14 protein-coding genes are annotated in these 13,151 nt (G+C 36.2%); all 14 read right to left on the bottom strand.

Annotated elements, in window-relative coordinates:
- Positions 1-15: 15 nt before the first annotated feature.
- Positions 16-1,812 carry an NADH-quinone oxidoreductase subunit NuoF gene (gene nuoF / locus CALKRO_RS07100; protein ID WP_013430366.1) on the bottom strand — a complete coding sequence of 599 codons (1,797 nt, stop codon included), beginning with the start codon at positions 1,810-1,812 and terminating at the stop codon, positions 16-18.
- A gap of 17 nt (positions 1,813-1,829) precedes the next feature.
- Entirely contained in the window at positions 1,830-2,219 is a 390-nt protein-coding gene (locus CALKRO_RS07105; RefSeq protein ID WP_013430367.1) for a (2Fe-2S) ferredoxin domain-containing protein, read from the bottom strand.
- On the bottom strand, positions 2,216-2,773 hold the full coding sequence (locus tag CALKRO_RS07110) for an ATP-binding protein (protein ID WP_013430368.1): 558 nt from the start codon (positions 2,771-2,773) through the stop codon (positions 2,216-2,218). The genes CALKRO_RS07105 and CALKRO_RS07110 overlap by 4 nt, the downstream gene beginning before the upstream one ends.
- A gap of 42 nt (positions 2,774-2,815) precedes the next feature.
- Positions 2,816-3,298, bottom strand: coding sequence for an NADH-quinone oxidoreductase subunit NuoE (gene nuoE / locus CALKRO_RS07115; protein WP_013430369.1), 483 nt, complete (start codon positions 3,296-3,298; stop codon positions 2,816-2,818).
- Positions 3,299-3,406: 108 nt separating this feature from the next.
- Positions 3,407-4,108 carry a PHP domain-containing protein gene (locus CALKRO_RS07120; protein WP_013430370.1) on the bottom strand — a complete coding sequence of 234 codons (702 nt, stop codon included), beginning with the start codon at positions 4,106-4,108 and terminating at the stop codon, positions 3,407-3,409.
- Positions 4,092-4,442: a DRTGG domain-containing protein gene (locus CALKRO_RS07125; RefSeq protein WP_013430371.1), complete on the bottom strand. Its 351-nt coding sequence runs from the start codon at positions 4,440-4,442 to the stop codon at positions 4,092-4,094. Before CALKRO_RS07125 ends, CALKRO_RS07120 begins: the two co-directional genes overlap by 17 nt.
- Positions 4,442-5,773, bottom strand: a complete 1,332-nt coding sequence (locus CALKRO_RS07130; protein WP_013430372.1) for a [Fe-Fe] hydrogenase large subunit C-terminal domain-containing protein — start codon at positions 5,771-5,773, stop codon at positions 4,442-4,444. The genes CALKRO_RS07125 and CALKRO_RS07130 overlap by 1 nt, the downstream gene beginning before the upstream one ends.
- Positions 5,774-5,805: 32 nt before the next feature.
- Positions 5,806-6,225, bottom strand: coding sequence for an ATP-binding protein (locus tag CALKRO_RS07135; protein ID WP_013430373.1), 420 nt, complete (start codon positions 6,223-6,225; stop codon positions 5,806-5,808).
- A 5-nt stretch (positions 6,226-6,230) separates the two neighbouring features.
- Positions 6,231-6,584 (bottom strand): hypothetical protein, encoded by a 354-nt coding sequence (locus CALKRO_RS07140; protein ID WP_013430374.1) that lies wholly within the window; start codon positions 6,582-6,584, stop codon positions 6,231-6,233.
- 20 nt (positions 6,585-6,604) lie between these two features.
- The gene (locus tag CALKRO_RS07145; RefSeq protein WP_013430375.1) at positions 6,605-7,414 is read right to left on the bottom strand and encodes a TlyA family RNA methyltransferase; all 810 of its coding nucleotides are present in this window, start codon (positions 7,412-7,414) and stop codon (positions 6,605-6,607) included.
- The gene (gene dxs / locus CALKRO_RS07150; RefSeq protein ID WP_013430376.1) at positions 7,411-9,261 is read right to left on the bottom strand and encodes a 1-deoxy-D-xylulose-5-phosphate synthase; all 1,851 of its coding nucleotides are present in this window, start codon (positions 9,259-9,261) and stop codon (positions 7,411-7,413) included. The genes CALKRO_RS07145 and dxs overlap by 4 nt, the downstream gene beginning before the upstream one ends.
- An 18-nt stretch (positions 9,262-9,279) precedes the next feature.
- Entirely contained in the window at positions 9,280-9,831 is a 552-nt protein-coding gene (locus CALKRO_RS07155) for a hypothetical protein (protein WP_013430377.1), read from the bottom strand.
- Positions 9,832-10,551: 720 nt separating this feature from the next.
- The gene (locus CALKRO_RS07165; protein WP_013430378.1) at positions 10,552-10,998 is read right to left on the bottom strand and encodes a divergent PAP2 family protein; all 447 of its coding nucleotides are present in this window, start codon (positions 10,996-10,998) and stop codon (positions 10,552-10,554) included.
- Between the two features lie 7 nt (positions 10,999-11,005).
- Complete coding sequence (locus tag CALKRO_RS07170) at positions 11,006-13,150, bottom strand: ATP-dependent helicase (protein ID WP_013430379.1); 2,145 nt, start codon at positions 13,148-13,150, stop codon at positions 11,006-11,008.
- Between the last annotated feature and the right edge of the window lies 1 nt (position 13,151).

Genomic DNA, 13,151 nt, shown 5'->3' on the forward strand with positions numbered 1-13,151 from the left:
CATACCCTCCCTTGATTATGCCTTCTTGGAGATTGCTTTAAACGGACACTTCTCTATGCAAACACCGCATTTGATACATTTGCTCTGATCAATCTCAAAAGGCTTTTTAATCTGTCCTGTGATAGCATTTGCAGGACAATTCTTAGCACATATGCCACAACCTTTGCAAAGGTCTTTATCTATCACAATCCTGAGCAGTGCCTTGCAAGCACCTGCTGGACATCTTTTTTCTTTTACATGTGCTTCATATTCATCTCTGAAATATCTCAGCGTGCTTAAAACAGGGTTTGGTGCAGTCTGACCAAGTCCACAAAGAGCACTGTCTTTTATTGAGTATGCAAGTTCTTCTAACTTTTCTAAATCCTCTTCTGTGCCATTTCCGCTTGTTATCTTCTGCAAAATTTCAAGCATTCTTCTTGTCCCTATTCTACATGGTGGACATTTTCCGCATGACTCGTCAACTGTAAATTCTAAAAAGAATTTTGCTATATCAACCATACAGGTGTCTTCATCCATTACAATCATACCGCCAGATCCCATCATTGTACCAAGTGCAGTCAAAGAATCAAAGTCAATTGGTGTGTCCATAAGCGATGCTGGAATACATCCACCTGATGGTCCACCTGTTTGAACTGCCTTAAATTTCTTGCCGCCAGGAATTCCACCACCAATATCCTCAACTATCTCTCTTACAGTTGTTCCCATTGGCACCTCAATGAGACCTGTATTGTTAACCTTTCCAACAAGTGCAAAAACTTTTGTCCCTTTACTCTTCTCTGTTCCAATTGATGCAAACCACTCTGGTCCCTTTAGAATTATCACTGGAATGTTTGCGTATGTCTCAACGTTATTAAGTAAAGTAGGTTTTCCCCACAAACCTTTTACAGCTGGGAATGGTGGTCTTGGTCTTGGTTCTCCTCTGTGCCCTTCAATTGATGTCATCAGCGCTGTCTCCTCACCGCAGACAAATGCACCAGCACCAAGCCTTATCTCGATATCAAATTCAAATCCTGTGCCGAGTATATTCTTACCCAAAAGTCCATACTGTCTTGCTTGTTCAATAGCAATTTCTAATCTCTTTACTGCCAATGGATACTCTGCTCTGACATAAACGTAACCTTGCTTTGAGCCAATCGCATATCCAGCGATAGCCATTGCTTCAATTACAGAATGCGGGTCACCTTCTAAGATGCTTCTGTCCATGTACGCTCCTGGGTCACCTTCGTCTGCGTTGCAAACAACATACTTAACATCACCTGGAGCTTTTGCTGCAAACTCCCATTTGAGTCCTGTTGGAAATCCACCGCCACCTCTTCCTCTAAGACCTGACCTTTTTACCCAGTCAATCACCTGTTCAGGTGTCATTTCTGTAAGAACCTTTGCCAAAGCCTTGTATCCATCATATGCAATATATTCTTCAATATTTTCTGGATTTATAACACCGCAGTTTCTAAGAGCAATTCGCATCTGTTTTTTATAGAATTTAACCTCATTTAATGATTTTATCTGACCTTCTTCTATGGATTCTTTATACAAAAGCCTCTTTACTATTCTTCCTTTTAAAAGATGCTCTTCCACAATCTCTTTTACATCAGAGTCTGCAACTTTGCTGTAAAATGCTCCTTCAGGATAAACAATTACAATTGGACCTTCCGCACAAAGACCAAAACATCCAGTGCGAATTACCTGAACTTCATCTTTTAGGTTTTGTTCTTCTATTTCTTTAATGAAAGCATCATAAATTTTATCTGACCCACCTGATGTACAACCTGTCCCACCACATACAAGAACATGCGATCTGTACAATGGCATGTTAGCCTTCCCTCCTTTTAGTTATTTGCTTCTTTATTTTCTTCATAACCAATTGTATACTCATAAACCGGCTTTCCATTTACCAAATGCTCTGCAACAACCCTTGTGACCTTCTCAGGCGTCATCTTGACATATGTGACCTTTTCTTTATTTGGTTCATAAACCTCTACAATTGGCTCATACTTGCAAAGTCCAATACAACCAGTTTGAACAACTGTAACGTTTTTTAAATTTCTTTTTTGAATCTCTTCAATAAATTTTAGCATAACAGGTCTTGCACCTGCTGCTATTCCACATGTTGCCATACCAACAACAACTCTTATACCTTCGCCCTGCTGTTTTCTGAACTCAAGCTCTTCTAACGCTTTTTTCCTTATTTCTTCAAGCTCTTGAATAGATTTAATCATTTATTATTTGCACCTCCGGTTAAATTTGATAAACCTCTTTCTAACTGACCACGTATAAAGTCAAGAATGCTCAGAGTATTCAAAGGAACATCATTGCCCAAAATCTCTCGAATGCTTTTCGTATCAAAAATAAATTCACTTTGATTGTTTCTGTAACAAAATGTAAAATCTACATTTGGTGCTCCACTTATAAGTGCAAGTAGGGTCTCTGTAATATTTCCAAGAGGAGGTCTGTCTATATGAGAATGTTTCAGTTTTAGCACTATTTTAGTGCCTCTTTCGAGCCTTTCAATTTCAAAGCTTCCTTCACAGTCCATTGCAACTTGTTTTGCTAAAGAAAGACCAAGTCCTACTTTTCGCGTTTTTCTTGTAGTGTAAAAAGGGTCTGTTACTTTATCAATAACATCCTTGGGAATACCTCTGCCGTTATCCTCTATTGTAATGGTAAAAAGGTCCTCTTTCAAATCTTCGACAATTTCAATCTTAACTAAACTTGCACCTGCTTCTATCGAATTTTGAACAAGGTCAAGGATATAAAGCGAAATCTCGTTCAATTATATCACCTTATATTTTCTTACCATTGTCAATTTGTTAAGTTAATATCTTGACAAAATATCTTTAACATCATCCACACTCAATTTCCCGTAAACAGTATTGTCAATCACAACAACTGGAGCAAGTCCGCAAGCTCCTAAGCATCTTGTCGCTTCAATCGAAAATTTTCCATCTTCTGTTGTTTCACCTACATCAATCTTTAAAAGTTCTTTTAACTTATCCAAAATTTTATCTGCACCTTTAACATAACAAGCTGTACCCATGCATACACTTATCTTATGGTCACCTGTCGGCTTTAACGTAAAGCGCGTATAAAATGTTGCAACACCGTAAACCTCCGCCATGGGTATATTGAGTCCTTCTGCTATTCTTTTTTGAACTTCATAGGGCAAATATCCAAAAAGCTCCTGTGCCTCATGTAAAACTGGAATTAAAGCCCCTCTTCTTGATTTATTTTTTTCAATAATCTCATCAAGTTTTTTGAAATTCTCTTCTGTCAGATTCTTACCCTGGCAACAAGACATAAATCTGCATCCCCCTTCTATTGTTAGAAATTTAACATATGGAGTTAAAGCTACTGTTAATATTGTAACATACAATGGGTTATAAATGAAGTATAAATTTTGGAGAATTTAATTGAAAAATATTGTATACAGTATATCACTTTCAATAAAAAATTCCCTTTCATTTATCTCCCACAGATGATGGGCATCTGAGGAATGGAGAAAAATATAATCTTTGTTTTGAGGGAGAAACTTGGTAAATTCTATTTCATTGGTGCCAGATAACTCTAAAAAGGTCAAATTAGTTAGCTCTTCAGGCAAAAAACCAAGCCTTCCAATTACACCAAAAGATTGTCTGTCTATATGAGCAGGGATAAAAACCATGTTGTAGAATTTGGAAACCTCATAAACCTGTTTTAAGTTTAGAGTAAGTGGTTGGAGAAGAAGTTTTTCATAGCTTCCAATTATATTGTCCTGTGTATCAACAATGTATTGATTACCATAAATATCTTCTCTGAGCTTAACAAAAGGTAAATGTTTGTCAATAATGCCCTGAAATTCTCTGATAATTGAAACATCTTTGTGCTTAAAATACAGCAGAACATGAATCTCCTCTTCTGTTTCAATCTCAATTCCAGGTATAAATAAAATGTCAAGTAAACTTGCTACTTCCAAAAAATTTTCAAGGTTTAATGTGGAGTTATGGTCTGTAACAGATATAACATCTAATCCCTTTAACTTTGCCATATTTATTATATTATGTGGTGTCATATCATTGTCTGCACACGGAGAAAGCAACGAATGAATATGAAGGTCATAATAAAGCTTCATTTTTATCTCCCTTTTCTTTAAGAATCAGCAACCTTGCTGTTTCAAAATGTGAAAGTTCTGTTGTAAAAATTGGAATTTGCTGCTCTATTGATTTTTGAAGCATATCAGCGTCGGGCTTTACTCCTTCTGTCAAGATTATTGCTTTTACTTCTCTGAGAGTTGCTATAGCAACCACATTTACATTGTTTTGAATGGTAATCCATATACTATTGTCCTTAATATGCGATATTGCAAAACTTAAAACATCTCCAATATATACATTTTCATACTGTTCATCCTTTACAATCCCATTTGCCAATTCAAAATACCTGCATAAATCTAAAATGCTTGGCACTACTCATCATTCCTTTCAAGTGATGGTGGTAGTTTATTCGAAAGCTCAACCATCTTGTTTGCAAGCTCTTTTATGTTTTCCCTAAGAATAAAAATACAATCTGTATCATTGGCAAAACCACGCACTATATCCTCGGCAAGAGTTTTGCATGTAGGTGAACCACAAGCACCACAGTCCAAACCCGGAAGTATACTTAGGATATTATTTGCCTTTTCAAACTTTTCCATAGCTCTTTCAATGTCAGAGTCAAGTTCAAGCACAGGATTTGTCTCCAACTCTTTTTCAAAAAGAACATCCTCAAGCCTGAGAGAAAAACTATTAATAATTTCCGCTGTCCACGCTGAAAGACTCTCTTCTTTGTCTTTTAATTTGGAAGACAATCTTTTAATACGATTTTTGGCAACATACGGATTTTCTACTGCAAGAGGCCCTCCAACACACCCACCAGTGCAAGCAAGACCTTCAAAATATGTGATGTCTTTGAGCCTGCCATTTTCAATCTCTTCTAAAACTTTAACTACGTTGTGAATACCATCAACGTTTATATACTCTTCAATTTCCAACGCCAAGCTTTCGCCACCTGATGCTGCCCATCCAATACCTTTGCCTGAGGTAATTGAAAGAGGCTTTATAACTTTTATTTCTCTTAGTTTACTTCTTACAAGTCCATAAATATCTTTTATCGCTATTACTCCATCCACGTATGAACGCTCAAAACCAAGAGGATTATTTATATATGTCATCTTTGCTGCACATGGAGATATAAAAAAAGCGCCTATTTTGTCTTCATCAATTCCTTTTTCTTTATGTATCTTTTTCTTAGCAATATATGCAGCAACTTCCATAGGTGAAGCAATTGGCAGAATATTCTCGATTAAGTCCGGAAATTTTGTTTGAATAAGCCTTACAACTGCTGGGCATGCAGAGGAAATTACTGGTTTTTTGTTTTTCTCAGAAAGAATAAACTGCTTTGTAAAGTGGGTTACTATCTCAGCTGCTTTTGCTACCTCAAATATATCATCAAACCCAAGGTTAAGCAAAGCATACAGAAGCTTATTCACATCATCAACCTCAAACTGAGCGTAAAACGAAGGGGCTGGCAGTGCAACTTTATATTGAAATTTATTGATTTCCTCTAAACTGTCAGTAATGGCATATTTCGCATGGTACGGGCATGTCCTTATGCACTCTCCGCAGTCTATGCACCTTTGGTCAATAATCCTTGCTTTTGAGTTTCGAACTCTAATGGCTTCAGTTGGACATCTTTTAATACAGTTTGTACATCCTTTACATTTTTCTTTGTCAAGCATTATAGAATGTAAATTTTTCATTTATTATTCACTTCCCTAAATATTAAAGATAGTCATTTATTGTAAATAACCATATATACCCTTGTACCTTTTCCTTTTTGTGATTCAATCTCAAAATAATCTGAATACTTCTTCATGTTTGGAAGACCCATACCTGCTCCAAATCCCAAGTTTCTTATCTCTTCTGGAGCGGTGGAATATCCTTCTTTCATAGCAAGCTCAATATCTTCAATGCCAGGTCCATCATCTTGAGCTACTATTTCAATCTTATCTTTTGAAATTACGGCTTTTAAAATCCCACCAAAAGAATGTATAACAATATTCATCTCTGCTTCATAAGAGACAATTGCAACTTTTTTAAGTATCTCTGGTTTTACACCAAGTTTCTTTAGAGTCTCCTTAATCTTAGAAGAAGCTTCCCCTGCTAATATAAAATTACCTGGCTCAATCTCAAATTCCAGCTCAAGCAGCATCTTTCTCAGCAGCACCTTTCTTTCCCAAGTCCGTTTTCATAAAGTATTCCACATGCTTGAAACATTGGATAGTCAGTTCCAAGAAGAGCTATACACTTTTCTTTTGCAAGTTTTAACATTTCTTCAGATGGTTGTTTTCCTCGAACAATTATCACAGCTTTTATATCCATCATCTCTGCAGTCCTTACCACTTGAGGATTTACAAGACCTGTCAATAAAATCACCTTTTCTTTTACAAATGCCAAAACGTCACTCATAAGGTCAGAGCCACATGCATTTAAAAATTCTTCGTTACATAGATCTTCAGGCTCGAAATAAACCCTGCAATTTAAAAGTTCCTTAATCTTTGTTAATTTCATAACAAATAACCTCCAAATTTTTACTTTTTCTGACCGAATGTTTCAAAGGCTTGGTTGACAATTTCTTCTATCGTAATGTCAACTATGTTATTTTCGGTCTCATCTTCCATTTTAATATAGAGAAGATACTCTATATTCCCCTCTGGCCCTGTGATTGGCGAATATGTCAGACCCTTGATTGAGATTCCGAGAGAAAAATAGTGATCAATTACCTTTTTGATCACATTTTTATGAGTTTCCTTAGACTTTACAACTCCTCTTTTTCCAACCTCCTTTCTTCCTGCTTCAAACTGGGGTTTTATTAGCAAAATACCTTCTGTGCTATTCTCCATGAACTCTTTTACCTTCTCTGCAATTAGGTTCAAAGAAATAAAGGAGACATCGCATACTATAATATCAATTTTATCCTGAATACTTTTTCTGTCAAAGTACCTAAAATTAGTCTTTTCAAAATTTACTACTCTCGGGTCCTCTCTTAACTTCCATGCAAGCTGACCATATCCAACATCAACACAGTAAACCTTTTTAGCGCCATGTTGGAGCAAACAGTCTGTAAATCCTCCTGTTGAAGCACCAATGTCAAGGGCTATTTTGCCTTCAACCGAAATTTTAAAAAAATCTAAAGCCTTTTCAAGTTTAAGACCGCCTCTGCTGACATATTTTAGTGGCTCTTTAATTATTATCTGGCTCCTTTCATCTATCATTTCCCCTGCTTTTTCTATTTTTTGATTATTCACATATACGTTACCACTCAAAATTAATGCTCTTGCCTTTTCACGTGATTCTACCAGACCTTTTTCAACAAGAAGTAAATCAGCCCTCTTTTTCAACTCTCTATCAGCTCCATAACAATTTTTGTTAAGTTCTCTCTGTCCATCCCGAGCATAGAATAAAGCTGAAAAATTGAACCATGAGGAATAAATCTATCAGGTATAGCTATGTGCTTAATCTCTACTGATTTTTCTTCAGCTATAATACTTTTTATTTTTTCACCAAGTCCACCGATAATACTGTTGTCCTCTACAATTAAAATTTTTTTATGTGTATTTACTATTCTTTTTATAATTTTAGTATTCAAAGGTTTTATAAATCTCACATTTACCAGTGTTACATCCAACTTGTTTTTGCTAATAATATCATACAATATTGAAACATGTCTTCCAATAGAAAATATAGCCAGATTCTCTCCTTGTTTTAATATCTCTGGTTCAGAAAGTTTAATTTCATCGTAAAGACCAACTTGCTTACAGCTCCCGCGTGGATACCTTATTGCAATAGGACCGTCCTGGTAGAAAGCTGCAAATTCCAACATCATTTCAAATTCTTTTGTATCCTTTGGCACCATCAATGTCAAGTTTGGAATTAGGCTCAAATACGATATATCAAAACTTCCATGGTGTGTTTCTCCATCCTCGCCTACAAGACCTGCTCGGTCTACACAGAAGACCACATTCAAATTTTGAAGACACACATCATGAATAATCTGGTCAAAAGCTCTTTGCAGGAAGGTTGAATATATAGCCACAAACGGTTTAAATCCCTCTTTAGCAAGAGCACCTGCAAAAGTGACCGCATGTTCCTCTGCTATTCCAACATCAAAAAATCTTTGAGGATACATTATTGCAAACTTGCTAAGACCAGTACCATCAGGCATTGCAGCGGTAATTGCTAATATCTTTGGATTGCGCTTGGCAAGCTCGCAAAGCTTATCACCTAAAACCTCAGAAAATGTCTTTGAAGTATTGTCAGATAAGTGATTTCCTGTTTCTATGTCAAATGGTGGAACACCATGGAATTTTTCTGGAAATCTTTCAGCATGTTCATATCCTTTACCTTTTTGTGTAACAACATGAACCAAAACAGGTCTTTCAAAATCTTTAACACTTTTGAATACCTCACAAAGTCTTTCTATATCATGACCGTCAATAGGTCCATAATATTCAAATCCAAGAGCTTCAAACAAAGTCCCAGGAAAGAAAAAATATTTTAAACTTCCTTTTACTTTTCTCACAAACTTGCTTAAGTTTTTCCCAACAATCGGAATTCCTTCTACCAAACTATCAGTAGCCTTTTTCAATTTAAAATAACGTGGTTTTGTTCGTACCTTTGATAGATATTTTGCAATCGCACCAACATTTTTGGAGATTGACATGTCATTGTCATTCAAAATAACAAGAAGTTTACCATTATATCTGCCTGCATTATTGAGCCCTTCATATGCAAGTCCTCCAGTTAAAGCTCCATCTCCTATTACCGCAATCACATCGTAGTCTTCGTTTTTAAGATCACGTGCAACTGCAAATCCCAATGCAACAGAAATAGAAGTAGAACTGTGTCCAGTATCAAACGAGTCATAAATGCTTTCTTTTGATTTTGGAAAACCGCTCAAACCACCAAATTTCCTTAAAGTGTTAAATTTTTGCTTTCGTCCTGTCAAAATCTTATAAACATAACATTGATGTCCTACATCCCACACAATTTTATCTTTTGGTGGATCAAATACTTTTAACAGAGCAAGAGTTAGCTCAACAACTCCCAAATTTGCCGCCAAGTGTCCACCTGTATTGGCGATGTTATACAACAGAAATTCTCTTATTTCTTCAGCAAGTTCATAAAGTTCAGATATACTCAATCTTTTTATATCTTCAGGATAGTTTACTTTTTCTAATATACCCAATACCTCTCACTTCCCAAGTTACATTTTTAAAAATATTCCAAGTACTTTCCCACATATTTTTACAATCTCATTGCTCTTTTGGATTGCAAAATATTTTCCGATTGACTTGCCAGATATTGTTATACCAGCAACTATTGCAGTCAGAAGTATAGAAAGAAGAATGGGATTGGCTTTGCTATTTTTTGCCATATAAAATACAATACTTGCAGAAAGTGCTCCACTCAATATTCCGCATATATCTCCTATAACATCGTTGCAAATAGAAGACACTTTGCTTGCATTTTTTATGAGCCATACACTCACCTTTGCCCCTTTTACTTTCTTTGCAGCCATCGCGTGAAAAGGAACCTCATCAGCTGCGGTTGTAGCAATCCCAATTATGTCAAAGATTATTCCTAATAAAATTATACAAAATAAAAGTATAAATGAAATTATTACAGGTAATCTTTCTGATACATAGCTTGAAATGTAGTTTAGAGTAGCCGACAATAAAAACGATAAAATAAACAATATTAATGTCCATTTGAAATATTCTCGTTTTCTATTCTGAATTTTCTTCTTATTTTTCATTTTTCATCTCCTAAGACATACTATTTGAAAAATACATAAATTTATTGGGATAGGGTGATTTTACGAAGGGTAAATTTTGCGGCTTAAGGTCTGGTAGGATTTCCCCCAAACTTACCTCCCGTCGCCAGGAGGCGGTTTCCCTTTAAAAGTTTGGGTGTGCGGTTGCCCAACACACAACCAGATCGCCACTTAGTCCGCACTTTAATCCCCTTCGTAAAGCCAATACATGGCACAGCCTAGGAGCTTTCCTCGACAGAGGGCATGCTTTCTAGCCTCTTTTGCGAAATAGATTTCAGGCCCCAAGACCTTCCTAAAAACGGGCCCTATTTTTAGGAAGGCCGGAAATTCGGCCATCCGTCTATTCCGCTCAAGGCAGGCTACACTACCCCAAGCACATCCTTTTTTAAAAGGACGCACCTGGCGGTAGGTTTTACTAACGCACAAAAAGCTTCTTTCTTTTTGTGCGTTAGCCTCCACGGGAAAAGGGTTGCATCCTGCATGCCATTGCAGGACTCCCTTAACCCTTACTCCCAGCTCCAACCCCTGACTGGGCGTCAGAAGCCGGAACCAGGAACTTCATCGGTGTGCCCTTTGGCGGATTTTTAGGCCCGCCTTCGAAAGCAGCCACTCTGACTAGGATACTGCATCACCCTATCCCATTTAACATTCTTGGATTATTCAGTTTTCAGAATATTATTATATCACAGCTTTTGTTTTGCTTCAAATCATTATTGTGGCAATTAATATTCCAACTATAGCTCCTGCAAAGACTTCTGTAGGTTTGTGACCTATGAGCTCTTTTAGTTTATATTGAGGCTTGTAATGTGGTGAAAGATACATCTCAATTATTTCATTTAAAGTCTGTGCCTGTTTCCCAGCCTCTCTTCTTACTCCTGCTGCATCGTACATTACAATTAAAGTGAATGTTAATGAAATAGCAAAATTGGTTGAACTAAATCCATCTATAAGTCCTACAGCAGTTGAAAGACCACATGCAAACGCTGAATGAGAACTTGGCATTCCTCCAGAGCTTATAAACCATTTAAGATTAACTTTTCGTGTCATGATAAATGCTATCACAATCTTTAAAAACTGTGCAACAAACCAGCTAACAACGCCAACCTCAAGCGCCTTATTCTTTAAAATCTCTAACACAACCTCTTTCATCTTTCCATCAACCAATCCTCTTGAGATTTGCATATGACAGAAGTAGTCTTTTCTGACCTATCTTTTCAAAATCTACTACTACCTCTCTCATATCATCTGAAAGCCAGATAACTTTTCCAACTCCAAACTTTCCATGCTGTACCTTGTTTCCAACCTGTAAATTGCTAACAGAAAAATCTTCAGATTGATCAATCTTGACAGAAAATGTTTGGTGAGTTTTAGTAATAGGACTATAGACAACTTGAATGTATCTTTGAGGAATCTCCTCAATAAAACAAGACCTTTGTCGTGAAGAAAACCTGCCAAATACTCTTCGATTGTTAGCATATGTCAGAACAAGAAGCTTTTTTGCTCTGGTAATTGCAACATAACACAGTCTTCTTTCTTCTTCAAGTTCCTTTTCAGCATCAATGGGTTCTTCTGCCCTAACAAGCGGAAACAATCCTTCTTCAAGCCCTGTGAGAAAGACAACTTCAAATTCCAATCCTTTTGCAGCATGAACTGTCATAAGTGAAACTTTCTCTTCTTTTTGAGTATCTTCATCTTCAGAACTCAAAGTAATAGAGTTCAAAAAATTTTGCAAGGTTGGCTCTTCATTTTCTTCTTCAAAAATAGCTGCAGTGCTTATAAGCTGTTCAATATTTTTAGCTCTTTGAAACTCCTCTTCACTTTTGCTACTGAGCAAACTTTCTAAATACCCTGTCTTTTCAAGCACAAGTTTAATAGCTGCAGATACAGATAAATTTTCTGCCTCAGCTTTCAAATCTTCTATCAGAGATATAAAGCCATTCAGCCTTTCATATGTCTTTTTGTCAAAATTAAACTTTGCTCGCTCAAGTAAAATGGTATATGCAGAAACATTATACTCTTCACTTAAAACTTTTACTTTCTCTATGGTACTGTTTCCTATACCCCTTCTGGGTACATTGATAATCCTAAATAGGCTCAAATCGTCATGCGGATTTGTAATGAGTCTCAAATAAGCAATTATATCTTTTATTTCTTTTCTTTCATAAAATCGCAAAGCACCTACAACTTTATAGGGTACAGAATAAGCTGAAAGTGCATTCTCAAAGTTTACAGATTGAGCATTTGTTCGGTAGAGCACTCCTATTTCTGAGGGTGAAATCCCGCTTTCAATAAGATTTTTCACACTCGATGCAACAAACTCCGCTTCATTTACTTCGTCAAAAGCTGAGTACAGAAAAATCTTTTCGCCATCAATGTTATCTGTCCACAATTTTTTAAATTTTCTGTAATTATTGTTTTTTATAACCTCATTTGCAGCTGATAGTATTGTCTTTGTAGACCTATAGTTTTTTTCTAATTTTATTACCTTGGCATCGCTAAAAACCTTTTCAAATTCCAAAATATTTTTTATATTTGCTCCTCTGAAACTGTATATACTCTGGTCGTCATCACCAACAACACAGATATTTCTGTGTTTTTGTGAAAGTAAATAAACAAAGTAAAACTGAGCATGATTTGTGTCCTGATACTCATCTACCAAGATGTATTTAAACTTATTCTGATACTTTTCCAGAATGTCAGGGTTTGTTTCAAAAAGAACTACAGTGTAATACAGAAGGTCATCAAAGTCAAACGCATTGTATTCTTTTAAAAGTTTATTGTAAAGTTTATACACTTCAACAACACGACCATCGACCTCACCGTATCTGTATACATCAGAAGGTCCAATTAACTGATTTTTGAGATTGCTAATATGCCTTGATACATATCTAATATCAAGTTTTTCGGGGTCAATGTTTAATTTGTCAAAACACTCTTTCAAAAGCTGGTTTCTATCCTGTGTATCAAATATTACAAAGTTGTTTGAAAATCCTATATTATGAGCTTCCATTCTCAAAATCCTTGCACACGCAGCATGAAAAGTAGACACCCACATCTCTGAAAATGATTGGGTGCTAACAAGCCTTTTTATTCTTTCTTTCATCTCATCAGCAGCTTTGTTTGTAAACGTAATTGCAAGAATATTGCCAGGATCTGCTAATCCCATATTCAATATATATGCTATTCTATATGTTATGACACGAGTTTTCCCTGAACCTGCACCAGCCAATACTAAAAGCGGCCCTTCTGTTGAAAGAACCGCCTCTTTTTGCTGCTCATTTAATTCTTTTAGCCATTCCATA

Source organism: Caldicellulosiruptor kronotskyensis 2002, assembly GCF_000166775.1.
GTDB classification, from domain to species: domain Bacteria; phylum Bacillota; class Thermoanaerobacteria; order Caldicellulosiruptorales; family Caldicellulosiruptoraceae; genus Caldicellulosiruptor; species Caldicellulosiruptor kronotskyensis.